At 61.8% G+C, this 22,322-nt stretch carries 22 protein-coding genes; 11 read left to right on the forward strand and 11 right to left on the reverse strand.

The window, feature by feature from the left end; all coding sequences use genetic code 11:
- Nucleotides 1-91: 91 nt before the first annotated feature.
- The 6 genes from M2400_RS00455 to M2400_RS00480 all read left to right on the forward strand — a co-directional run bounded on the left by M2400_RS00455 (nt 92) and on the right by M2400_RS00480 (nt 6,324).
- Complete coding sequence (locus M2400_RS00455; protein ID WP_177043207.1) at nt 92-610, forward strand: RNA polymerase sigma factor; 519 nt, start codon at nt 92-94, stop codon at nt 608-610.
- Nucleotides 607-1,584: a FecR domain-containing protein gene (locus M2400_RS00460; RefSeq protein WP_259198041.1), complete on the forward strand. Its 978-nt coding sequence runs from the start codon at nt 607-609 to the stop codon at nt 1,582-1,584. The genes M2400_RS00455 and M2400_RS00460 overlap by 4 nt, the downstream gene beginning before the upstream one ends.
- A 241-nt stretch (nt 1,585-1,825) precedes the next feature.
- Nucleotides 1,826-4,255: a TonB-dependent siderophore receptor gene (locus tag M2400_RS00465; protein ID WP_177043205.1), complete on the forward strand. Its 2,430-nt coding sequence runs from the start codon at nt 1,826-1,828 to the stop codon at nt 4,253-4,255.
- Nucleotides 4,256-4,317: 62 nt separating this feature from the next.
- Nucleotides 4,318-5,421 carry a PepSY domain-containing protein gene (locus M2400_RS00470; RefSeq protein ID WP_177079288.1) on the forward strand — a complete coding sequence of 368 codons (1,104 nt, stop codon included), beginning with the start codon at nt 4,318-4,320 and terminating at the stop codon, nt 5,419-5,421.
- Nucleotides 5,418-5,588, forward strand: coding sequence for a hypothetical protein (locus M2400_RS00475; protein WP_177131846.1), 171 nt, complete (start codon nt 5,418-5,420; stop codon nt 5,586-5,588). The genes M2400_RS00470 and M2400_RS00475 overlap by 4 nt, the downstream gene beginning before the upstream one ends.
- Before the next feature lie 106 nt (nt 5,589-5,694).
- Nucleotides 5,695-6,324 (forward strand): glutathione S-transferase, encoded by a 630-nt coding sequence (locus M2400_RS00480; RefSeq protein WP_177043203.1) that lies wholly within the window; start codon nt 5,695-5,697, stop codon nt 6,322-6,324.
- 258 nt (nt 6,325-6,582) lie between these two features.
- Here the strand turns inward: M2400_RS00480 and creD are convergent, their stop codons facing one another.
- The 4 genes from creD to M2400_RS00500 are packed head-to-tail and all read right to left on the reverse strand — an operon-like array spanning nt 6,583 to nt 10,583.
- Entirely contained in the window at nt 6,583-7,914 is a 1,332-nt protein-coding gene (gene creD, locus M2400_RS00485) for a cell envelope integrity protein CreD (protein WP_259195634.1), read from the reverse strand.
- A 52-nt stretch (nt 7,915-7,966) separates the two neighbouring features.
- Nucleotides 7,967-9,406, reverse strand: coding sequence for a two-component system sensor histidine kinase CreC (creC, locus tag M2400_RS00490; protein WP_177112554.1), 1,440 nt, complete (start codon nt 9,404-9,406; stop codon nt 7,967-7,969).
- A complete protein-coding gene (creB, locus tag M2400_RS00495) occupies nt 9,406-10,074 on the reverse strand; it encodes a two-component system response regulator CreB (RefSeq protein WP_177043200.1) in 669 nt (222 codons plus the stop codon). Before creB ends, creC begins: the two co-directional genes overlap by 1 nt.
- An 8-nt stretch (nt 10,075-10,082) precedes the next feature.
- Nucleotides 10,083-10,583 carry an ATP-dependent zinc protease gene (locus M2400_RS00500; protein ID WP_003209205.1) on the reverse strand — a complete coding sequence of 167 codons (501 nt, stop codon included), beginning with the start codon at nt 10,581-10,583 and terminating at the stop codon, nt 10,083-10,085.
- A 173-nt stretch (nt 10,584-10,756) separates the two neighbouring features.
- Between M2400_RS00500 and M2400_RS00505 the strand changes: the two genes are divergently transcribed.
- Nucleotides 10,757-11,644, forward strand: a complete 888-nt coding sequence (locus M2400_RS00505) for an acyltransferase (RefSeq protein ID WP_259195633.1) — start codon at nt 10,757-10,759, stop codon at nt 11,642-11,644.
- Here M2400_RS00505 and M2400_RS00510 read toward each other — a convergent pair.
- The gene (locus M2400_RS00510) at nt 11,641-12,210 is read right to left on the reverse strand and encodes a DUF2780 domain-containing protein (RefSeq protein WP_177079284.1); all 570 of its coding nucleotides are present in this window, start codon (nt 12,208-12,210) and stop codon (nt 11,641-11,643) included. The genes M2400_RS00505 and M2400_RS00510 overlap by 4 nt on opposite strands.
- A gap of 153 nt (nt 12,211-12,363) precedes the next feature.
- Between M2400_RS00510 and M2400_RS00515 the strand changes: the two genes are divergently transcribed.
- The 4 genes from M2400_RS00515 to M2400_RS00530 all read left to right on the forward strand — a co-directional run bounded on the left by M2400_RS00515 (nt 12,364) and on the right by M2400_RS00530 (nt 15,452).
- Nucleotides 12,364-12,999 carry a sigma-70 family RNA polymerase sigma factor gene (locus M2400_RS00515; protein ID WP_259195632.1) on the forward strand — a complete coding sequence of 212 codons (636 nt, stop codon included), beginning with the start codon at nt 12,364-12,366 and terminating at the stop codon, nt 12,997-12,999.
- On the forward strand, nt 12,996-13,673 hold the full coding sequence (locus M2400_RS00520; RefSeq protein WP_259195631.1) for an anti-sigma factor domain-containing protein: 678 nt from the start codon (nt 12,996-12,998) through the stop codon (nt 13,671-13,673). The genes M2400_RS00515 and M2400_RS00520 overlap by 4 nt, the downstream gene beginning before the upstream one ends.
- An 84-nt stretch (nt 13,674-13,757) precedes the next feature.
- The gene (locus M2400_RS00525; RefSeq protein ID WP_063026662.1) at nt 13,758-14,216 is read left to right on the forward strand and encodes an anti-sigma factor domain-containing protein; all 459 of its coding nucleotides are present in this window, start codon (nt 13,758-13,760) and stop codon (nt 14,214-14,216) included.
- Nucleotides 14,217-14,477: 261 nt separating this feature from the next.
- Nucleotides 14,478-15,452, forward strand: a complete 975-nt coding sequence (locus tag M2400_RS00530) for a hypothetical protein (protein WP_259195630.1) — start codon at nt 14,478-14,480, stop codon at nt 15,450-15,452.
- Nucleotides 15,453-15,479: 27 nt separating this feature from the next.
- On the opposite strand, the gene M2400_RS00535 is transcribed toward M2400_RS00530, so the two are convergent.
- The 6 genes from M2400_RS00535 to M2400_RS00560 form a co-directional block, all read right to left on the reverse strand.
- Nucleotides 15,480-15,827 carry a hypothetical protein gene (locus tag M2400_RS00535; RefSeq protein ID WP_177043194.1) on the reverse strand — a complete coding sequence of 116 codons (348 nt, stop codon included), beginning with the start codon at nt 15,825-15,827 and terminating at the stop codon, nt 15,480-15,482.
- A gap of 31 nt (nt 15,828-15,858) precedes the next feature.
- Entirely contained in the window at nt 15,859-17,058 is a 1,200-nt protein-coding gene (gene fdhA / locus M2400_RS00540) for a formaldehyde dehydrogenase, glutathione-independent (protein WP_177043193.1), read from the reverse strand.
- Between the two features lie 183 nt (nt 17,059-17,241).
- Complete coding sequence (purU, locus tag M2400_RS00545; protein WP_003209192.1) at nt 17,242-18,099, reverse strand: formyltetrahydrofolate deformylase; 858 nt, start codon at nt 18,097-18,099, stop codon at nt 17,242-17,244.
- Between the two features lie 122 nt (nt 18,100-18,221).
- Entirely contained in the window at nt 18,222-18,854 is a 633-nt protein-coding gene (locus tag M2400_RS00550) for a sarcosine oxidase subunit gamma (protein ID WP_177043192.1), read from the reverse strand.
- 140 nt (nt 18,855-18,994) lie between these two features.
- Nucleotides 18,995-22,012, reverse strand: a complete 3,018-nt coding sequence (locus tag M2400_RS00555) for a sarcosine oxidase subunit alpha (RefSeq protein ID WP_259195629.1) — start codon at nt 22,010-22,012, stop codon at nt 18,995-18,997.
- On the reverse strand, nt 22,009-22,311 hold the full coding sequence (locus M2400_RS00560) for a sarcosine oxidase subunit delta (protein ID WP_088423301.1): 303 nt from the start codon (nt 22,309-22,311) through the stop codon (nt 22,009-22,011). The genes M2400_RS00555 and M2400_RS00560 overlap by 4 nt, the downstream gene beginning before the upstream one ends.
- Nucleotides 22,312-22,322: the final 11 nt, after the last annotated feature.

The following is a 22,322-nucleotide window of genomic DNA, read 5'->3' on the forward strand; positions in this document are numbered from 1 at the left end:
CCACCCGACCAACGCCAATTGCACCCGTACGACGCCTCTGCCACAATCGCGAATAATTCTCGTTAGTTTAAACTTTCCGATCGGTGTCGCCTTGTCGTCAATCCAAAGTCCCCACAGTGAGCTTGTTGGCGCGTTGTACCGCGACCATCGCAGCTGGCTGTTGGCGTGGCTGCGACGCAACGTGGCCTGCCCCAGCCGTGCCGAAGACCTGAGCCAGGACACCTTCATGCGCCTGCTGGGCCGTGAAGAACTGCGCGAACCCCGCGAGCCCCGGGCCTTCCTGGTGGCCATCGCCAAGGGCCTGCTGTTCGATTACTTCCGCCGCGCTGCGCTGGAACAGGCCTACCTCACCGAACTGATGCTGATCCCGGAAAGCGAACACCCGTCCCCGGAAGATCAGCAACTGATCCTCGAAGACCTCAAGGCCATCGACCGCCTGTTGGGCAAACTCTCCAGCAAAGCCCGTGCGGCCTTCCTCTATAACCGCCTCGATGGCCTGGGCCACGCCGAAATCGCCCAGCGCCTGGGGGTTTCCGTGCCCCGCGTGCGGCAGTACCTGGCCCAGGGCATTCGCCAGTGCTACATCGCCCTGTATGGCGAGCCGCTGTGAGCCCGGTCAGTTCCAGGCCGGTGTCGGCGCGGGTGCTCGATGCGGCCATTGCCTGGCAACTGTCCCTCGATTCGGGCGACGGCAGCGCCGTGGAGCAGGAAGAGTTCGCCAAATGGCTGGCCAGCGATGAAGAACATGCCCGGGCCTGGCGCCAGTTGGGGATGCTCGATCAGCGTTTCAGCGTGGCCTCGGGCCCGGCCCGGGCGGCGCTGTTGCAGTCCCGCGAAGGCATTCGCCGCCGTGTTCGCAAGCTCGGCAGCGGCCTGGCCAGTGTGGTGCTGGTGTGCGGCCTGGTGTTGTTCGCCGGCCAGCGCTACCTGCCGCTCAACTATTGGCTGGCGGACCAGCGCACCGCCACCGGCGAACAGCGCACCCTGAAGCTGGCCGACGGCACGGTGATCAACCTCAATACCCACAGCGCCATCGACGTACGCTTCGACGAGAAACGCCGGCTGATCGTGTTGCAGGAAGGCGAGATCCTCGTCGAGACCGGCCACAACGACGCCCGCCCGTTTTTTGTCGAAACCCGCGAAGGCAGCCTGCGGGCCCTGGGCACGCGGTTTATCGTCAAGCGCGAAGACGACGGCACGCGCCTGAGCGTGTTGCAGTCTGCCGTCGGCGCGCAGCCCGAGGCGCTGCACCAGGAGCAGGTCTTCAAGGAAGGCCAGCAAGTGCTGATGCGCCGCGACGGCCTCGGCCCGATGCTGGCCGTAAACCCCGGCACCGACGCCTGGACCCGCGGCATGCTGGTGGTGGACAACGCCCGCCTCGGCGATGTGGTTGAGGAACTGAGCCGCTACCGCACCGGGTACCTGGGTGTGGATAAACAGGTGGCCGACCTGCGGATCACCGGCAGCTTCCCGCTGCACGACACCAACCTGGCGCTGAACGCGTTGCTGCCGACCTTGCCGGTGCAAATCGAGCAGCACACGCCGTGGTGGGTCACCGTAAAGGCCAAGCCGCCCACGCAATAGCCACGTAGCAGCTGTCGAGCCTAAGCGAGGCTGCGTCGGGCGCGACTCAGTGCGATGCCAGGCGAAGGTTCGGCAGCGCTGCCAACGCAGCCTCGCTCAGGCTCGACAGCTGCTACGGGAAATAGCGCCTGGAGCCACCGATGCGGACCAAATAGAAATTATTTTCATTGGGCCCTATCACTTTTTGCATCTCGTTCGGCACATAGGCAATTGAGAAATATTTCCATTCAGGAGCCGCCGTATGTCCCGCACGCTAGACACCTTGTTGCGCCCCAGCCTGTTAGCCGTGGCCATAGCCCTCAGCGCCCCGCTGGCCAGCACCCAGCTGATCGCCGCCGAACAGGCCTCCAGCGTGCGCGCCTACAACCTGCCGGCAGCACCATTGGCCACCACGCTGAACCAGATCGCCAGCCAGGCGGGTTTGGCGCTGACGCTGAATCCTGGGTTGGCGTCGGGTAAGACTTCCGCACCGGTGAAGGGCCAATTCGATGCACAGGGCGCGTTGCGCGAGGCGTTGCGTGGGACCGGGCTGCAACTGGAGCAGAGCAGTGCAGGCACGTTCAGCCTGGTAGCGATTCCGGATGGGGTTGTGGCGTTGCCGGAGACCAGTATTACCGGGCAAGCCGATGCGGAAAGTGCCTGGGGGCCGGTTGATGGATACCTGGCGTCTCGCACCGCCGCCGGTACCAAGACCGATACCGCGCTGGTGGAAGCGCCGCGCTCGATTTCTGTCGCCACCCGTCAGCAAATGCAGGACCGCAACGTCCAGAACCTGGATGACGCCGTGAAGTACATGCCCGGCATTGTGTCCGCCAGCTACGGCAGCGACACCCGCTACGACTGGATGCGTGTGCGCGGCTTCGAACCCACGCAATTCCTCGACGGCCTGCCACTACCGCGCGGCGTGTACGCCAACCCGAAGGCGGAAACCTGGAACCTCGACCGCCTCGCCCTGCTGCGTGGCCCGGCCTCGTCGGTCTACGGCCAGACGCCACCGGGCGGCCTGCTGGACATGGTCAGCCGCCGCCCAAGCGCTGAATCGAGCAACGCCATTCAGGTGCAGTACGGCAGCGACAACTATCGTCAGATCAACTTCGCCAGCACCGGCAAGATTGATGATGAAGGTAAGTTTCTCTACGGCCTCAGCGGTGTGGTGCGCGATGCCGGTACCCAGGTCGATCACATCGACAACAAGCGCTACAACATCGCCCCCAGCCTGACCTGGAATATTGATACCGACACCAAGCTGACGTTCCTGTCGCAGTTCACTCGTGACGATACCGGCGCCACCAGCCAGTTCCTGCCGATTGTCGGCACCAAGATCAAATCGCCGCTGGGCGACGTGTCTCATCACAAGAACCTGGGCGATCCCGACTACGAGTACTACGACCGCACCTACTACGCGCTGGGCTATGCCTTTGAGCATCGCTTCAACGATACCTGGCAGTTCAAGCAGAACCTGCGCTACACCAAATCGGAGTTGTCCTTCCAGCAATTGACCGTGGGGTCCTACGGTTTCTCGACCATTGATGCCGAGGGCAACACCAGCCGCTCGTCGACCAATGTGGACGAAAACATCGGCCAGTTCGCCGTCGACAACAATTTTCAGGCTGACTTCGCCACCGGCGACATCACCCACACCGTGCTGCTCGGCCTGGACCATCAGCGCACCGACACCTCGTACCTGTCGATCTTCGGTGACGGCGGGACGGTCAACCTCTACAACCCGGTCAACACCCAGCCGGTGGTGCGCCCGGCGCGCTCCACCGCTTATTACGACTACAACCAGAAAACCATCCAGACTGGCCTCTACGCCCAGGACCAGATGGCCCTGGACAAGTGGCGCCTGACCCTCGGTGGCCGTGAAGACTGGGTGCACCAAGGCACCACGTACTTCAACAAGAACGACGCGACCAATACCGACCGCAGCAAGAATTTCAGCGGTAACGCTGCGCTGAGTTACGTGTTCGATTCGGGCTTCGTTCCGTACCTCTCCTACGCCGAGTCGTTCCAGCCCGCGAGCAACGCCAGCGTCTCGCCGACCGAGTCGTACAAACCCACTGAAGGCAAGCAATGGGAAATGGGGGTCAAGTATCAGCCGCCCGGCTCAAATACCCTGCTGAGTGCTGCGGTGTATGACCTGACCCAAAAGAACGTGCTGGTTACCAGCTTCGGGGCCGGTGGCCAGTCGATCACCAACCAGACCGGCGAAGTGAAGGTCAAGGGCCTGGAGCTTGAAGCGGTGTCTGATGTGACCGAGAACCTCAAGGTGATCGCCGCTTACACCCTGGCCAAATCCGAAGTACAAAAAGGCCAATACAAAGGCAACCGCCTGCAACTGATGCCCAACCAGCAAGCGTCCCTGTGGACCGACTACACCTGGCACGCCGGCGTGCTCGACGGTTTCGGCATTGGCGCGGGCGCCCGTTACACCGGCAACACCTATGGAGACCAGGGCAATACCTGGCTGGGCAAGGCCAACGCCTACACCGTGTTCGACGCCTCCGTGCACTACGACCTCGGCCGCCTGGACAACAGCCTCAAAGGCGCATCGGTGAAACTCAACGCCACCAACCTGTTCGACAAGGACTACATTTCCACCTGTGATGCGTCCTACTGCTACTACGGCGACCAACGCAGCGTAGTCGCCAGTGCCACCTACCAGTGGTAATCGACTGAGCTAACAACCAGGCCGCCCCCGTGGGCGGCTTCGGTGTGTCTGAAGGCTAGAAAATGAAAAGCAAAACCATCCGCCGCTGGTCCTTCATCCACACCTGGACCAGCCTCGTCTGCACCGTATTCCTGCTGCTGCTCGCCCTCACCGGCCTGCCGTTGATCTTCCACCACGAGATCGATCACCTGCTGGGCAACGAGCCCGAGCTGGCACAGATGCCCGCCGACACCCCACAGTTGAACCTCGAACAGCTGGTGGCCAAGGCCCAGGCCCATCGCCCCGGCGAAGCCATGCAATACCTGGCCTGGGACGAAGACGACAAGAACGGCGTGATCGCAATCATGGCCGCCACCGCCGGCACCGAACCCAACGCCTCCCACACCTTCATGCTCGACGCCCGCACCGGCGAAGCCGTGGAAACACCCGCGGCCAACGGCGGGCTGACGATGTTCCTGCTGCGCCTGCACGTCGACATGTTCGCCGGGCTGCCGGGCAAGTTGCTGCTGGCGTTCATGGGCATTCTGTTTGTGCTGGCGATCATCTCCGGCACGGTGCTGTACCTGCCGTTCATGCGCCGGTTGAAGTTCGCCACGGTGCGCCAGGACAAATCCACGCGCCTGCGCTGGCTCGACCTGCACAACCTGATCGGCGTGGTGACCCTGACCTGGGCCTTGGTGGTCGGCGTAACCGGCGTGATCAGCGCCTGCGCCGACCTGATCATCGCCGCCTGGCGCACCGACAGCCTCAGCGCGATGATCGAACCCTACAAGAACGCCCCGCCGCTGACCTTGCGTGCGCCCGCCACCGACCTGCTGACGATTGCCGCCAAGGCCGCGCCGAGCATGGAGCCGGACTTTATCGCGTTCCCCGGCACGCGCTTTTCCAGCGAGCATCACTACGCGGTGTTCATGAAAGGCAGCACCCACCTGACGTCGCACCTGCTGACACCGGTGTTGATCGACGCCAGCAACCTGCAGGTCACCGCCATCGCCGAACGCCCGTGGTACATGGACGCCATGGGCATGTCGCAGCCGCTGCACTTCGGTGACTACGGCGGCATGCCGATGAAGATCCTCTGGGCGGTGCTGGACGTGCTGACCATCATCGTCCTGGGCAGCGGCGTGTACCTGTGGCGGGTGCGGCGCAAGGCGGGCAAGTCATGAAGCCGAGACAGTCGAGTTTCTGGAAGGTCTTCGGCATTCCGCTGGCCATCGGGCTGCTGAGCGCGGCCGGGTTGTTTGCGGCGTTGCTGGGGGACGGGTTGTGGGATTCGTTGAGCTGGGTCGGGCTGGGTATTCCGGCGGTCATTGGAATATGGGCACTGCTGTAGGAGCGAGCTTGCTCGCGAAAAACTTGAGAACACCGCGTTAAACCCGGCGCGCTGCGTTATCGTTGACGCCTTTCGCGAGCAAGCTCGCTCCTACAGAGGAATGCCCATGTCCACCCCCAGCATGACGTTGTTCCACAACCCTGCCTCGCCGTTTGTGCGCAAAGTACGGGTGCTGTTGCACGAGACCGGCCAACTGGACCGCGTGACCCTGCATGCGTGCGTGCCGACGCCGGTCGCGCCCGACGCCGATGTGATCCTGGACAACGCACTGGGCAAGATCCCCGCGCTGCGCCTGGCCGACGGCAATGCGTTGCATGACAGCCGGGTGATCCTCGATTACCTCGACTACCAACACACCGGCACCCCGCTGATCCCCCGCGACGGCCCGGCTCGCTGGCGCCGCCTGACCCTGGCCTCGACGGCCGACGGGATCATGGATGCCGCCGTGCTGGTGCGTTATGAAACTGCCATGCGCCCGGTGGAAAAACACTGGGACCTGTGGCTGGAAGGCCAGCGCGACAAGATCCGCCGCGCGCTCGACATGCTGGAACAGGACGCCATCGCCGAACTGGCCGGGCCGTTTGACGTGGCTGCAATCAGCGTGGCCTGTGCGCTGGCTTACCTGGATTTCCGCCACCCGGACATGCAGTGGCGGTCGAGCCATCCACGACTGGCTGCCTGGTATGCCGAGGTGAGTCAGCGCCCGTCGATGCTCCAGACCCAGCCACCGGCCTGACCTGCTGCAAGGCTTCCTAGTGGTGAGGGAGCTTGCTGTGGCGAGGGAGCTTGCTCCCGCTGGAGTGCGAAGCGCTCCCACGATTTTTAGGGCCGCTGCGCAGCCCAGCGGGAGCAAGCTCCCTCGCCACAGCAAGCTCCCTCACCACAGCAAGCTCCCTCGCCACAAAAAGCACTCGATCCGCAGGAAATAGCGCGTTGATCCTCGCCACCAATCGGGCCCCATCCTGCTGATCCTCCCGCAACCCCAACGACCGGCTCATCGCTTGCCCACTCCATACCAATCCAGTTTCCGGGTCAGCACCATCACCGTACCCAGCAACCCGAACAGCAGCAGCGAGCCCATCAACAACGCGTAATCCTCCGCACTCAGCAACCCGTACAACAACCCATACAACGCCGCCAATCCCGCCGAAAACCCCAGCCCATGAGCGACGCTGCGCAGCACATGGCACACGTAAAACCCGATCAGCAACACACACGCACTGGCCGACACCAGGTACGCCAACGCAAAGCCGATATGCTCGGACAATGACAACAGCAGCAGGTAGAAAAACGCCAGGGCAACCCCCACCAACGCGTACTGGATCGGGTGCACCGCCAGGCTCTTGAGCACCTCGAACAGGAAGAAGCCGGCAAACGTCAGGGCGATAAACAGCAGCGCATATTTGATCGCCCGGTCGCTCTTGAGGTACTGGTCCACCGGGTCGATAAAACTCACGCCGAAGCTGCGTCCATTGAAGTCGTCGCACCCGCGCTCCGTCAGGCAACCGGCAAGGGCTTCTTCCAGGTTGGTGGAGAAGAACGTGGTCTGCCAACTGGCGGTAAAGCCTTGGGCGGTGACCTCACGCTGGGCCGGCAGGAAGTTGCCGATGAAACTTGGATGCGGCCAGTTGGAGGCCAGCTTGACCTGACTGGTCTTGCCCACCGGCACCACTTGCAACTGCTCGGTGCCTTGCAGGCGCAGGTCGAAGGCGAAGTCCAGGGGCGCGGGTTTCTTGCTGTCCTGCTCGGGCAACATCACGTGAACGCCCTCCCCCAGCCATGCCACTTGGGTGCCCGGCGAAAACGCCAGTTGCTGGCTGCCCAGTTCCAGCTTCAGCGCATTTTCAATGCCGCGAATGTCGCTGATACCCACCGCCAGATACGCCGGGTCAAAGCGGTAATCGGCAAAGTTTTCCTTGATGCCCCATTGCTCCGGCAACACAAACCGCCCGCTGATACGGCTGTCGGCGTGGAACAGCCGCGCCTGGTAGATGCCCCGGGCCCGCACTTCGGTTTGCACCTGGCCGTCGAGGGCAAACTGCTCCGGCAGGAAATACAGACGACCGCGCACCTCACGGGTTTCTTCGTAGCGTTCGTTGAGCTTTTCATTGAGCTTCCACTCCCGGACGGTCTTGCGATACGGCACCACCAACACCGGCCCACTGAGGCGCTGGCTGTAACTGGAACTGCGGGCGATGTCCTGCAACACGTCGTCGCGCAGCTGCTGACGGTCGGTAATCACCCCGTGGATCATCAGCAACGGAATCAACAACAGCACGATCAGCAGCGCGATGGCGCCCAGTTTGAAAAGCAGATTGCGGTTCATGAAGCTCTCCCTGTTTTGATGGGGGAGAGTCTGGCGGGCGCTTAAGGGGGATTTATGAAGGGAATGTGGAGACTGTGTGGAGATGCAGTCTGACCTGCACACCGCCCGGCACGTTGCCGATCTGCAATGAGCCGCCGTGCAGCTTCATCACTTCCTCGACAAAGTTCAGCCCAAGGCCAGTGCTCTTGCGCCCGCTGGCCGGGCGCGGCAGCGAATAGAAGCGCTCGCTGAGGCGCGGCAAGGCGTACTCGGGAATCGGCTCGGCCTGGTTGAACAGGCTGAATTCGACGCCGTCATTCAAGGCCTTGGCGCTGAACCGCAATGTGCCGCCAGGCGGAGTGAAATCCAAGGCATTTTCCAGCAGGTTGCCCAGGGCCTGGCGCAAAAGGAACGGCTCGCCGTACACCTGCACCTCTGCGGCAATCGACTGCTCGACCTGCAACCTGTTGCCTTCGATACGCGCGCATTGGGCCTTGAGCACTTCGTCCACCAGCGTCGCAAGGGACATGCTGCTTTGGTCTTCGAGGCCCTGGCGCTGCTCCACCTGGGCCAGGTTCAGCAGGCGTTCGATCAACTGCTGCAAGCGTGCACTTTCACTGTCGATATTGCCCACGAAACGCTGCTGCTGGTCACGGGACATGTCGCCCTGCAACAGCTCCGCCGCGCCGCGAATCGCCGCCAGCGGGCTTTTCAATTCGTGGGTCAGGGTGTGCACATACCGCTCGACATACGCCTTGCCTTCCAGTTGGGTGCGCATGTGTTCCACGGCGGTGGACAACTGCTCCAGCTCGCCGCCGCGATAGTGCGGCAACTCGGCACGCCGGCCTTCGCTGACCGCCTGGGCATACGCCGTGAGCCGGCGCAGCGCAACACTCAACCACCACGACAACAGCGCGCCAAACAGCAGGCCCAGGCCCACCAGCCCGGCGCCGTACCACAGCAGTCGGTCTTCGGTGCGGTCCACATACGGTTGCAGCGAGCTGTTGGGCTTGGCCACGGTGACCACGCCGATGATCTGGCCGTTATCGCGGATCGGCGCGCCCACGTGCATCACCGATGAGGCCGGGTCATCCAGTTCGCTGCGGGTGGAGCGCGCACCGTATTCACCGCGCAGGGTCAGGTACACGTCGTTCCACTTCGAGTAGTCCTCGCCCACGGCTTCGCCGGTGGAATCCAGCAGCACGATGCCCTTGGCGTCGGTGACGTAGATGCGGTGGTTGACCTGGTTTTTCGGCAGGCCCCAGATGTTGGCGCCAGGCTGGCGTTCGCCGTACGCCTTGAGCAATTCGGGCCAGTGGCTCTGGCCGAGGGTGCCGTTCTTCACATCATCGCGCAGGATTTCTGCCAGCAGGTTGGCGGTGTCCACCAGGGTTTCTTCGGTGGACTGGCGCACGCCGGGGCGGATTTCCTTCATTACAGTGCTGAGCACGAAGTAGCCGGTCAGGCCGATAAACAGCGCGTACACCAGGAAGAACCGGATCCCCAGGCGCATCAGCTGTTGCCTGGGCTGTAGCTGTAGCCGAGGCCGCGATGGGTCTGGATCGGTTCGGCGTCGGGGGCTACGGTGCGCAATTTGCCACGGACGCTTTTGATGTGGCTGTCGATGTTTCGCTCATAGCCCGCGTCGGCGGCCACGCCCACGGCGTCCAGCAGCTGTTCGCGGCTGAACACCCGCTCAGGCTGCTCCAACAGGCTTTGCAGCAGGCGAAATTCATGGCGCGTAAGGCTCAGGGCCTGGCCGCGATAACTGATCTGCATGCGCTCCAGGTCCACCTGAAACACGGCCGGAGCCGCACCGGGGCCCACACGCTTGAGGATCGCCCGCACCCGCGCCGCCACTTCACGCGGGCTGAACGGCTTGACCACATAGTCGTCGGCGCCGATCTCCAGGCCCACCACACGGTCGATCTCGCCATCCCGGGCACTGAGGAACATTACCGGCACTTCGCTGAAGCGCCGCAGTTGCTTGCAGGTTTCAAAGCCGGTGATGTCCGGCAGGCCGATGTCGAGGATGATCAGGTCCGCCGGGGTTTGCCGCTGATGGGCCAGCGCCGCCTGGCCGAGGCTCAGCCAGGTGGTGGTGAAGCCCTCGCCTTGCAGGGCGAAAATCAGCGTGTCGGCGATGGCCGCTTCGTCTTCGACAATCAGGATGTGCGGCATGGTCTCAATCAGCAGTCCGGTTTGTCGGCAGTGTAGCGACGTGCCGGGTTTACCGCAGCGCCAAATTCACGCAGGGCCTTGGCGCCGATCAGCAGCGGGTAGTTGAAGCTGCTGCGGTCGGTGAGGTTGACCTCGACGGTGCGCTTGACGTTGCCCAGGCACATTTCCAGGTCGATCACCGGGCGCTTGGCTACCGTGGCTTCGTCCTTGTCGTCATCTTCGTCGGCGCGGCTTTTGATTTTGCTGATGCGCGAGACCTTGTGCTCGTACACTTTGTTGGTGGCGTCCTTGCCGCCGAGGCGGAAGCGTACCCAGTCGTCGCCGTCACGGGTGAAGGTCTCGATGTCCCGGGCCGACAGCGAGGCGGTCAGCGCGCCGGTGTCCATCTTGGCCTTGAAGGTCTCGCCGATTTCCGGCAATTGAATGTATTCGTAGCGACCGTACAGGGTCGGCTCGGCAGCCATGACAGGCAAGGCTACAAGCGTTAGCAGGGCAAGGATGGATTTCACGTAGGAGGTTTCCTTGAAATAAGTGGGCGAATTCTAGACCGCAAAACCGCTGCTTAGTTGGGCGCCTAAGCATACCGGGCCTTAAGTGAAACATTCATCATCACATCTGCGATTTGGCCTCTAGACCCAAGCTGCTTATTATGGCGGGCCAAAAATGATTCCAAGAGTTACTTATGCGCCGCCTGCTCACCGGCTGTTTCGTCACATTCCTGCTATTGCTCAACACCCTGGTACTGTTCGGGCCGTTGATGGTGTTTGCCCTGCTCAAGCTGGTGGCCCCTGGCCGGTTTCGCGACTATGCCTCCTGGGCGGTGATGTGGATCGCGGAAACCTGGGCCGAGATCGACAAGCTGATCTTCGCCCTGTGCATTCCCACCCAATGGGACATTCGCGGCGGTGACGACCTGCGGGGCGACACTTCTTATCTGGTGATCAGCAACCACCAATCCTGGGTCGACATCCCGGCGCTGATCCAGACCCTCAACCGGCGCACGCCGTTCTTCAAATTCTTCCTGAAAAAGGAACTGATCTGGGTACCGTTCCTGGGCCTGGCGTGGTGGGCGCTGGACTACCCGTTCATGAAGCGCTACACCAAGGCGTTCCTGGCCAAGCACCCGGAACTGGCGGGCCAGGACCTGAAGATCACCCAAGAGGCCTGCGAGCTGTTCAAGCGCCAGCCGGTCACGGTAGTCAACTACCTGGAAGGTACGCGGTTCACTCAGGCCAAGCGCAAACAGCAGGACTCACCCTACGAGCGCCTGCTCAAACCCAAGGCCGGCGGTGTGGCGTTCGTGTTGGCCGCAATGGGCGAACAGCTGGACGCGGTGCTCGACGTCACCGTGGTTTATCCACAGGAAAAGATTCCCGGCTTCTGGGACTTGATCAGCGGCGCGGTGCCGAAAGTGATCGTGGATATCCGCACCCGAGAGCTGGACCCGGCGTTGTGGCAGGGGGATTACGAGAACGATCCGGCGTTTCGCCAAACCGTCCAGAACTGGGTCAACCAGCTCTGGAGGGAGAAGGATGCGCGCATCGAACAACTGCGCGCAGAGCGACCTTAGCCGCCTGTGCCCCAGGCCGAGGCCAGCTTGCCCAGCACCGATTCGCTGGCGCCCTGGCCGCCCAGGTATTTCAGGATGACCGGCGCAAACTGGCCAACCATCCCACTGTCCATGCCCAGCGCGCTGAACGCAGTGTTCAGGTCGTTGGTGTTCTTCACGTTACCCAACACGCCGTCCAGGCCCGAAGTCTTGCTGCCGCCGCTCTGGCCGAGCATGCCGCTGAGGGCGCCGAGGCTGCCCAGGGAATTGCTGCCGGAGAGCTGGTCCAGGCCCGGTACGCTTTTGGTCAGTTGCGAGTAATCACCACCACCCAATTTGTTCTTGGCCAGGCCCAGCATCGCGCCGGTGCCGCCGACGGCCTGTTCAGGGGTCACGTTCAGTTGCGAGGTCAGGGCGCCCAGCAGACCGGCGGTCTGTGAGGTGGGCGCAGCTGCTGCCGCCTTGTCGCCACCCTGTGCACCGGAAACGGCATTGGCCACGTCGCCGAGGCTGAAACCTGCCGCAAACACCGGGCTGGATGCCACGGTCAACAGGCAGGACAGGGCAAAACCGCGTGAAATCTTCATCAAGACAACCTCTGAAAGTAAGCGCTAAAAGCACGGGTTTGACTGGGTACGCCGAAGGATTGTTCCCTCCCTGCAGATTAGTTCAGAAAACCACTGCATCCGAATCGCCCTGGGCTGCGTATATCCATCACGAGCCGCGCGGAGGTAGATGGAATGAATGCCCAAACTGGACTAACCTCAGCCTGCCCTCTTTACCGTGCGCCGTCCCATCGCCCTGTTGCAAGTGCCTGGAGAAGCCCCATTTCGACCCACGATGCAGATCAGCTACGGCAATTGCTGGCCCAGTGTTCTTTGGGTAACCGCCAGGCGTTCGAAACCCTCTATCGCAGTGTTTCCCCGCGTTTGCACGGTGTTGCCCTGCGGTTCATGGGCCGCCAGGACCTGGCCGAGGACGTGTTGCAAGAGAGCTTCGTACGCATCTGGTTCAACGCCTCCCGGTATGAAGCCCACTTGTCAGCGCCGCTGACCTGGATGATCAACATCACCCGCAACCTGGCCATCGACCAGTTGCGCAAACACCGCGAACAGCCCCTGGGCGAAGGCCAGGAGGAGGCCATGGCCGACGAAAGCCCCAGCGCCCATGAACTGCTCGACAGCGAGCGTGAAGCCCACGCCCTGAACCGTTGCCTGGACAGCCTTGAAGGCATGCAGCGCCAATCGATCACCGTGGCTTACTTCCAGGGCTTGTCCTGCTCGGAACTGGCCGACCACCTGGCCGCGCCCCTGGGCTCGGTCAAATCCTGGATTCGCCGCGGCATGGAGCGCTTGCGCAGGTGCCTTGAATCATGAACTACCAGACCACCTCACTGCGCCGCGCCCTCGCGGCGGATTACGCCATCGGGCTGATGCCTGCCACCGCTCGTCGACGTTTTGAACAGCTGTTGCTGGACGATGCAGCGTTGCGGGTCGAACTGGGCCATTGGCAGGACGCCCTCGCCAGCCTCACCGGGCCACTGCTCGAGCGGCAGGTGCCCGACCCTGTGTGGGAAGGGATCAAGGCACGCATTGAGCCGCAAGTGCTGCACATGCCGGCGAAGAAACCGTTCTGGATGAACCTGCGGTTGCTGGCGGCGGTGTGCGGGCTAGTGATCGCGGTGTTGGTGGGGGTGTTGTACCAGCGCGATCTTGGGGTGGAATACAACGCCACGCTGCTGGCGGCTGACCAGCAGCCGGCGCTGAAGATCCAGGCGTACGCGGACCATCTGCAGGTTGAACCGCTGGCGCTGGCAGCGGTGGAACCGGCCCGGGCTCTTGAGCTGTGGGCGATTCCGGCGGGCGGCAAGCCGATCTCGCTGGGGCTGGTGCCGGTGTCGGGTAAAGGGCGGATTCAGTTGAGCAAGGCACAGCAGGCGCTGCTGACGGCACCGTTGACGTTGGCGGTGAGTCTTGAGCCGCAGGGTGGTTCGCCGACCGGACAACCTACCGGGCCAGTGCTGTATCAGGGCCAATTGGCATCACTTTGATCCGAGGTACCTGACGATGGGTGAGGAACCGATCGCCATTATCTGGGTCGATGAAAGACTACAAAACATGTCAGGAAGAGCCTAATGACCGCGATCAACCCCCAAGTGATTGAGCACAAGCCTTCATTCTGGAACCGCCCACGCCTGTTCATCGGCGCCTGTTTGGTGGTAGTCGCCGGCGTCGGCGGCGCCCTCTACACCCAGGACAGCGTCAAGGCTGCCGCGCTGCTGGTGAACACTACCCAGCAACCGGCCACGCAAATCGTGGCCCATAAGGATTACCTCGAAGTGCAGCCGATTGCCGCAACGGCACCCGCCCCGGACCAAAGCCTGGAGCTGTGGGCTGTCCCGGCTGACGGTACGCCGGTGTCACTCGGCCTGTTGCCTGAAGACGGCAAAGGCATTATTGGCATCAACCCGCGCCAGCAGGCATCGATCAGCAAACCGGTGACGCTGATGGTCAGTTCGGAAACCAAGGGCGGCTCGGTGAGCAAGCAGCCTACGGGGCCGACGGTGTATCAGGGGGCTTTGGCGATTCGCTGATTCACCCGGCAAATCAGCAACGCAAAAAAGGCGGCCCCCAGGTCGCCTTTTTGTCGTCTGGCACACCGCCTTCGCGAGCAAGCCCCACATTTGATCTTCATGGTGCGCAAGATTGTGTTCGGCCGGCGGCTGCAGGAGTAGGCATACGCCGACACTTAAGTAGTCCATTTCCGAAACACTGAAAACGTCCCAGCACGCGTCTTACCCCGCCTGCAGCGCTTTCTTATAGTCGTGCGCCTCAGTCACTTGGAGGTGCACGCAATGCAGGGACCTTACGCATTTATCAATGATCGATCACAGCCTTATCCGCTACTGAAACAACGCCTCTCGCTTAATCCTCACGTTCAAACCAAGTTCGACATCCTCAACCAACATATCCGCAACACCGTGGTGTTACCTGGGCAACTGGTGATTATCGGTGACAGCCGTACGGCTTCTTGTACCGTCGAAGAAGCGCGGTTGATGAGTTCCGCGCAGAACATAAAACATGCCCTGTTGGCACACTCCGCAACTGATCAATTCCTGATCAAAAATTACGATCAGTTGCAGGAAATCATGGCCTACGCTTCCATCGGCGTCGGGAGTGCCACCAGCGCGTGGAGCAAACACCTGGAAGGAATCGAAAAGACTCTTCAGGAAATCGAAGGTCTGCATAAGCAGTACTTGAGCAAGGGCACTGTGGCCGCAAGGGATGAGTTCGTGGTTAAACGAAGAACCTTATTCTCCCGGCTCGAGCGTCAACTCCACGGCATTGCACGCTTAGGGAGCGGATTGAGAAATGAAGGATCCATCAAGAAAATGTTGGGTATCTCCAGTAAAAGCTATTGGCATCATGGAGAAATTCGCGGGTATGAGGAGGCGGTCAAGCGAGTAGCCAAGGCTTCGCAGATATTGAAAAAGGGGACCTATATTGGTATCGCGCTGGATGTTGGGGCGACAGCACTGGAGATAACGGAGGCGTGCTCCACGGGCCGCGAGCAAGCGTGTACGCAAGCGAAGTATGTTGAAGGTGGCAAGTTGGTGATTGGAGTGGGTGGCGCATCTGCGGGCGGGACACTTGGAGCAGCTGGCGGTGTCGGCGCCTGCGCGATTATTTTTGGTATACCTACGGCTGGCGCCGGTGCTTTGGCATGCGCCATCATCGGTGGTGCAGCAGGTGGACTCGCCTTGGGCAAGCTTGGAAGCAATGCTGGAGAATGGGTGGGTAAAGTTCTCTATCAGGCAGTGGTGGATTGAATGTACTTGGAATACTTTGCGGTGGGCTCATGCGCCCTCCTGCTGCTCAGCTTCCCGATCGTCTTTTCTGCCATGTACAAAAAGCTCGATGCCGCTGAGCGCTATATGCAATACAGCACCTTTATAGTCGGATACAGGTACACGTTTCGTCATAGCCACTTTGAAGGAAGGCCGCAACGCGTATTCGCTATGGCGACCGTTATTCTCATTCCGAGAATAATTCAACGCAGGGGTATGGTACTGGTTGAGGACGTTGAACAAATACCACGGCACCTCAAGTATTGGATGGTCATACCAACACTCGTTACCTGCCTCTCGCTTATAGGTATCACCATCACCGGGTTTCTTATAGAAAACTGAAATTTTATATAACAAGGGCGACCCCAGGGTCGCCCTTATCTATCGCCTACGCCGCGCTGAACAACTTATGCGGATCGATCACAAACTTCTTCGGCACACCCGCATCGAACTCGCCATAACCGCGTGGCGCGTCATCCAGGCTGATGACTTCCACGCCAACGATGTCGGCAATGTTGATGCGGTCCCACATGATCGCCTGCATCAACTGGCGGTTGTACTTCATCACCGGGGTTTGCCCGGTGTGGAAGCTGTGGGATTTGGCCCAGCCCAGGCCGAAACGAATGCTCAGGCTGCCCATTTTTGCAGCGGCGTCCACGGCGCCCGGATCTTCGGTCACGTACAGGCCAGGAATGCCGATTTTGCCGGCCACCCGCACCACGCCCATCAACGAGTTGAGCACAGTGGCCGGGGCCTCCGCCTTGGCACCTTCATGGCCATGGCCGCGAGCTTCGAAACCAACGGCATCGACGGCGCAGTCCACTTCGGGCTCGCCCAGCAACGCAGCGATCTGCTCATGCAGCGGCGTGTCTTTCGACAGGTCGGCAATTTCAAAACCCTGGGCCTTGGCGTGGGCCAGGCGGATCGGGTTGACGTCACCAATGATCACCACTGCGGCGCCCAGTAGGCGAGCGGAAGCGGCAGCCGCCAGGCCCACCGGACCGGCACCGGCAATGTAGACGGTGCTGCCCGGGCCAACGCCCGCGGTGACTGCACCGTGGTAGCCGGTAGGCAGAATGTCGGAGAGGCAGGTCAGGTCGCGGATTTTCTCCATGGCCTTGTCGCGGTTCGGCAGCTTCAGCAGGTTGAAGTCGGCGTAAGGCACCAGCACGTATTCGGCCTGGCCACCGGTCCAGTCGCCCATGTCGACATAGCCGTAGGCGCCACCGGCACGAGCCGGGTTGACGGTCAGGCATACGCCAGTGTGCTGCTCTTTGCAGGAACGGCAACGGCCGCACGCCACGTTGAATGGCACGGACACCAGGTCGCCGATCTTCAGGTTCTCGACGTCGCTGCCCTTCTCGATCACTTCGCCGGTGATTTCATGCCCCAGGACCAGGCCGGTCTGGGCGGTGGTACGGCCGCGCACCATGTGTTGGTCGGAGCCGCAGATGTTGGTGGAGACCACGCGCAGGATGACGCCGTGTTCGATCTTCCTGCCACGGGGGTCCTGCATTTTGGGATAGTCGATTTTCTGTACTTCGACCTTGCCGTTGCCGAGATACACGACACCACGATTACCAGACATGCTTTCACCTCGCTGTTGTTTTTATGGAACCGCGTTGCCCAGGCAGGCAGCGCGTTTAAGTGCTCGGGTACAGATGCTGTTTTTGCGTTGTTAGTAATGGCCTCATCGCGGGCAAGCCCGGCTCCCACATGTTGATTTGTGAACACATTCAACTGTGGGAGCTGGCTTGCCTGCGATAGCAATCTAAAGAACGACCGTGCGATTGGCGTTCAAGAACACCCGCCGCTCAATGTGATACCCCACCGCCCGGGCCAGGGTCAGGCCTTCGATATCCCGCCCCTTGGCAATCAAGTCTTCCGGGTAGTGACTATGGTCCACCACCTCCACACCCTGGGCGATGATCGGACCTTCGTCCAGGTCGTTGTTGATGTAATGCGCGGTGGCGCCCACCAGTTTCACGCCCTTGTTGTACGCCTGGTGATACGGCTTGGCGCCCTTGAAACCGGGCAACAGGGAGTGGTGAATGTTGATGGCCTTCCCGTCGAGCTTGCGGCACAACTCCGGCGACAGCACTTGCATGTAGCGCGCAAGAATCACCAGTTCGGCGCCCGACTCTTCGATCACCTGCCACACCTGGCGCTCCTGGGACGGTTTGTCGTTGGGGTCCAGGGGAAAATGGTAGTAGGGAATCTGGTGCCAGTCGGCCAAAGGCTTGAGGTCGGGGTGGTTGGAGACCACGGCGACCACGTCCATCGACAGTTGGCCGATGCGTTGGCGGTAGAGCAAATCGTTGAGGCAGTGGTCGGCCTTGGAGACCATGATCACCACTTTCGGCCGGTAGTTCGGCGCGGTCAGTTCGAAGATCATGCCGAACGCTTCGCCGCGGGTGGCCAGGCCGTCGCGGAAAGCTTGTTCGTCGAAACCGTCGGGCTGGCGGAACTCCACGCGGATGAAGAACCGGCCCGAAAGCCGGTCATCGAAGGAGTGGTGCTCAGTGACGTAGCAGCCCTGCTCGAACAGATAGCGGGTCACCGCGTCCACCGTGCCGAGCACGCTGGGGCAGTCGGCGGTCAAAATCCATGTGTCGGGTACGCGGCTCATTGCGGGTAACTCCTCAAACAACTTCAGGCAACGCGCCCTCTGTAGGAGCCCGGCTTGCCGGCGATGACGATCTCACCGACGCCATCGCCGGCAAGCCGGGCTCCTACAGGGTAAGCGTCATATCAGGCTTCGACGGCCAGGCCATACTCAGCCGCCGCATCCTGCAACCACAGCCACCAGTAATCCGAGAAGCTGCGACGAATCACCAGCTCCCAGGTGTCTTGCGCGGTATGGCGAATCACCAGTTGCGACTTGGCGAACACCGTGCCGATGGCCTTGCCCACCGGGAAGCTGTCGGGGTGCACGTCGTAGCTGGTGGACTTCATCAGCACATCCCGCACGTTCGGGCCGCTGAGTTCCAGAATCTGCTGGCCGCCGCTGACGTTGACGATCTGGATATGCAACTCACCCAGCGCCTCGCGCAAGCTTTTCTCGGCGGCGAATTCTTCACCGCTCGGCACCACCAGCAGCCACTCATCCGGGCCAAGCCATTGCAGGCTGGTTTCGCCCTTGACGATGACGGTCAACGCGCCGGGCAATTCGATGCCCAGGGCCTTGTGCACGCCGGCCGCGAAGGCAGCGTCATGGCCGTCGCCACGAAGGGTCAGGTGGCCGAGGAGTTTCTTTTCACGCACGGTCACGCCGGCATTCTTGCGGCCCTTGCCTACCAGGCTGGCGAGGTCGGCATGGTGCAGCGACGACTCGGCCTTGGCTCCGGAGGTGGGGCGTTGTTGGTAAACATTGGCTGCTGTCATAAAGCACCTGTTTGAATTCTGTGGGTCTTGCAGTGACTGTTCTGGCCTCATCGCGGGCAAGCCCGGCTCCCACATTTTTGAATTGTGAACACTTTCAAATGTGGGAGCTGGCTTGCCTGCGATGCAGGCGACTCGGTCGGTCAGATGTTCTGGCGGTCGCCTTTAGGGTCAAAGAACACCGAAGAAACAATCTCCGCCTCGATCACGCTGCCATCCGCCAACGGGGCAAACACCCGCTCGCCGATGCGCTTCAAGCCGCCCTTCACCACGCCCATGGCAAACGAATAACCGAGGGAGTTGTGGGCGTAACTTGAGGTGACGTGGCCGACCATCTTCATCGGGATCGTCTGCTTGGTGTCGAACACCAACTGCGCGCCCTCCGGCAGCCACACGTTCGGGTCAATCGGCTTCAGGCCCACCAGTTGCTTGCGGTCTTCACGCACGCAATCTTCGCGATTCATCCCGCGCCAGCCGATCCACGAGAACGGTTTAGTGCGGCCTACACACCAACCCATGTTCAGGTCGTCCGGGGTCATCGAGCCGTCGGTGTCCTGGCCGACGATGATGAAACCCTTCTCGGCCCGCAGCACGTGCATGGTCTCGGTGCCGTATGGCGTCAGGTTGTATTGCTTGCCGGCCTCGACGATTTTCTCGAGCACGCCCATGGCGTAGTCGGCCTGCACGTTGACTTCGTACGACAGCTCACCGGTAAACGAAATCCGGAACACCCGCGCCGGCACGCCGCCCACCAAACCTTCTTTCCAGGTCATGAACGGGAAGCCGTCCTTGTCCAGGTCGATGTCGGTGACTTCGCTCAGCAGCTTGCGGCTGTTGGGGCCGGACAGGGTCATGGTCGCCCAGTGGTCGGTGACCGAGGTGAAGTACACCTTGAGGTCTGGCCACTCGGTCTGCTGGTAGATTTCCAGCCATTGCAGCACGCGCGCGGCGCCGCCGGTGGTGGTGGTCATCAGGAAGTGGTTGTCGGCGAGGCAGGCAGTTACGCCGTCGTCGAAGACCATGCCGTCTTCCTTGCACATCAGGCCGTAGCGGGCCTTGCCCACGTCGAGCTTGGTCCAGGCGTTGCTGTAGATGCGGTTGAGGAACTCGCGGGCATCCGGGCCCTGGATGTCGATCTTGCCGAGGGTGGACGCGTCCAGCAGGCCGACGCTGTCGCGCACGGCCAGGCATTCGCGTTTCACGGCGGCGTGCAGGTCTTCACCGTTGCGCGGGAAGTACCACGGGCGTTTCCACTGGCCGACGTCTTCAAACTCGGCGCCGTTTTTCACGTGCCAGGCTTGCAGCGCGGTGTAGCGTACCGGCTCGAAGATGTGCCCACAGTGCCGGCCTGCTACCGCGCCGAAGGTCACCGGCGTGTAGTTGGGGCGGAACATGGTGGTGCCCATCTGCGGGATGGTCACGTTCAGCGAACGGGCCGCGATGGCCAGGCCGTTGACGTTGCCGAGCTTGCCCTGGTCGGTGCCGAAGCCCAGTGCGGTGTAGCGTTTGACGTGCTCTACCGACTCGAAACCTTCGCGGGTGGCGAGTTCGATGGCGGCCGCGGTGACGTCGTTTTGCAGGTCGACAAATTGCTTCGGCGCCCGTGCGGTAGCTTTTTCGTGGGGCACCTGGAACAGCGCCAGGGTCGGCTCTTCCAGACGGCTCAAGGCTTTGGGCAGCGTCCCTTCCACCGGCGCGAAACCGGCGTCGCTGGCTGCGCGCACGCCACCTTCAAAACCGTCGGCCAGGGAGTCGCCGAGGCCATAGACGCCATTGATACCACCGACGCACACGCGTTTCTGCGGTGCTTCGCCCGGTACAAAACCGAGGATGTCTTCACGCCAGGTCGGCTTGCCGCCCAAGTGTGAGGCCAGGTGAACCACCGGGCTGTAGCCGCCGGAACTGGCGACCAGGTCGCAGTCCAGCCATTCGCCGGGGCTGGTGACCTTGTGGGCTTTGACATCGATGGCGGCCACGCGGGCGCCAGTGACGTGCTTGCTGCCACGGGCCTCGATCACGGCGCTGCCGGTGAGGATGCGGATGCCTTTGGCACGCGCCTCTTCAACCAGTGCACCGCGCGGGTTGTGGCGCGCATCCGCCACAGCCACCACGGAGAGGCCAGCATCAAACCAGTCCAGTGCAACGCGGTAGGCGTGATCGTTGTTAGTCGACAGCACCAGTTTTTTACCCGGCGCCACGCCGTAGCGGCGCACGTAAGTGGAGACGGCACCGGCCAGCATGTTTCCCGGCACGTCGTTGTTGCCGTACACCAGCGGACGTTCACAAGCGCCGGTCGCCAGCACCACACGCTTGGCGCGAACCCGGTGAATACGCTGACGCACCTGGCCAATCGGCGCACGGTCACCGAGGTGGTCGGTGAGGCGCTCGTGAATGGTCAGGAAGTTATGGTCGTGGTAACCGTTAACTGTGGCGCGAGGCAGCAGCACCACGTCCGGCAGGGATTTCAGTTCAGCGATAACACTGGCAACCCACTCGGCCGCTGGCTTGCCATCGAGGCTTTCACGGGAGTCCAGCAAGGAGCCGCCGAACTCTTCCTGCTCGTCCGCGATGATCACCCGTGCGCCACTGCGGGCAGCGGCCAATGCAGCAGACAGGCCGGCAGGGCCAGCGCCCACAATCAGCACGTCGCAATGACGGTTCATGTAGTCGTAGGTGTCCGGATCGTTCTCGGTCGGCGAGCGGCCAAGACCAGCGGCCTTACGGATGTACTTCTCGTAAGTCATCCAGAACGATTGCGGGTACATGAAGGTTTTGTAGTAGAAGCCCGGCGGCATCAGCTTGCCGCCGACCTTGCCGAGAATGCCCATCATGTCGTTGTTCACGCTCGGCCAGCCGTTGGTGCTGGTGGCGACCAAACCCTGGTACAGCGCCTGTTGCGTGGCGCGCACGTTGGGGATTTGCGTGGCTTCGGTGGCGCCGATCTGCAGCACGGCGTTGGGCTCCTCGCTACCGGCGGCGAAGATGCCGCGCGGGCGGGAATACTTGAAGCTGCGACCGATGATGTCGACGCCGTTGGCCAGCAGTGCAGCGGCCAATGTGTCGCCTTCAAAGCCTTTGTAGCTCTGGCCGTTGAAGCTGAAGGTCAGCACCTTGTTGCGGTCGATGCGGCCACCGTTGGACAGGCGATTGATCTGGCTCATACCTTCTCTCCAGAAGCCTTGGCGGTGAATTGCGGCTTGGTGCCTATCTTGTAGGTTTCAAGAATTTCGTAGGTCACGGTGTCGCGGGTCGCGTTGAAATACTGGCGGCAACCGGCGGCGTGAATCCACAGTTCGTGGTGCAGGCCGCGCGGGTTGTCGCGAAAGAACATGTAGTCGCCCCACTGCTCGTCGGTGCAGGTGTTCGGGTCCAGCGGGCGCGGGATGTGCGCTTGGCCGGACGCGTGGAATTCCTCTTCGGAGCGCAGTTCGCCACAGTGAGGACAGAAGATATGCAACATAGGGAATTTCT

Source organism: Pseudomonas sp. BIGb0558, assembly GCF_024807515.1.
GTDB classification, from domain to species: domain Bacteria; phylum Pseudomonadota; class Gammaproteobacteria; order Pseudomonadales; family Pseudomonadaceae; genus Aquipseudomonas; species Aquipseudomonas yamanorum_A.

What these genes read in the sequence shown, in the direction of transcription:
- M2400_RS00470 (WP_177079288.1), top strand. Translation starts at nt 4,318, where the DNA reads ATGAAAAGCAAAACCATCCGCCGCTGGTCCTTCATCCACACCTGGACC.
- fdhA (WP_177043193.1), bottom strand. Translation starts at nt 17,058, where the DNA reads ATGTCTGGTAATCGTGGTGTCGTGTATCTCGGCAACGGCAAGGTCGAA.
- purU (WP_003209192.1), bottom strand. Translation starts at nt 18,099, where the DNA reads ATGAGCCGCGTACCCGACACATGGATTTTGACCGCCGACTGCCCCAGC.
- creC (WP_177112554.1), bottom strand. Translation starts at nt 9,406, where the DNA reads ATGCGCCTGGGGATCCGGTTCTTCCTGGTGTACGCGCTGTTTATCGGC.
- M2400_RS00555 (WP_259195629.1), bottom strand. Translation starts at nt 22,012, where the DNA reads ATGAGCCAGATCAATCGCCTGTCCAACGGTGGCCGCATCGACCGCAAC.
- creD (WP_259195634.1), bottom strand. Translation starts at nt 7,914, where the DNA reads ATGAACCGCAATCTGCTTTTCAAACTGGGCGCCATCGCGCTGCTGATC.
- M2400_RS00520 (WP_259195631.1), top strand. Translation starts at nt 12,996, where the DNA reads ATGAACTACCAGACCACCTCACTGCGCCGCGCCCTCGCGGCGGATTAC.
- creB (WP_177043200.1), bottom strand. Translation starts at nt 10,074, where the DNA reads ATGCCGCACATCCTGATTGTCGAAGACGAAGCGGCCATCGCCGACACG.
- M2400_RS00530 (WP_259195630.1), top strand. Translation starts at nt 14,478, where the DNA reads ATGCAGGGACCTTACGCATTTATCAATGATCGATCACAGCCTTATCCG.
- M2400_RS00505 (WP_259195633.1), top strand. Translation starts at nt 10,757, where the DNA reads ATGCGCCGCCTGCTCACCGGCTGTTTCGTCACATTCCTGCTATTGCTC.
- M2400_RS00515 (WP_259195632.1), top strand. Translation starts at nt 12,364, where the DNA reads ATGAATGCCCAAACTGGACTAACCTCAGCCTGCCCTCTTTACCGTGCG.
- M2400_RS00480 (WP_177043203.1), top strand. Translation starts at nt 5,695, where the DNA reads ATGTCCACCCCCAGCATGACGTTGTTCCACAACCCTGCCTCGCCGTTT.
- M2400_RS00465 (WP_177043205.1), top strand. Translation starts at nt 1,826, where the DNA reads ATGTCCCGCACGCTAGACACCTTGTTGCGCCCCAGCCTGTTAGCCGTG.
- M2400_RS00475 (WP_177131846.1), top strand. Translation starts at nt 5,418, where the DNA reads ATGAAGCCGAGACAGTCGAGTTTCTGGAAGGTCTTCGGCATTCCGCTG.
- M2400_RS00550 (WP_177043192.1), bottom strand. Translation starts at nt 18,854, where the DNA reads ATGACAGCAGCCAATGTTTACCAACAACGCCCCACCTCCGGAGCCAAG.
- M2400_RS00525 (WP_063026662.1), top strand. Translation starts at nt 13,758, where the DNA reads ATGACCGCGATCAACCCCCAAGTGATTGAGCACAAGCCTTCATTCTGG.
- M2400_RS00510 (WP_177079284.1), bottom strand. Translation starts at nt 12,210, where the DNA reads ATGAAGATTTCACGCGGTTTTGCCCTGTCCTGCCTGTTGACCGTGGCA.
- M2400_RS00560 (WP_088423301.1), bottom strand. Translation starts at nt 22,311, where the DNA reads ATGTTGCATATCTTCTGTCCTCACTGTGGCGAACTGCGCTCCGAAGAG.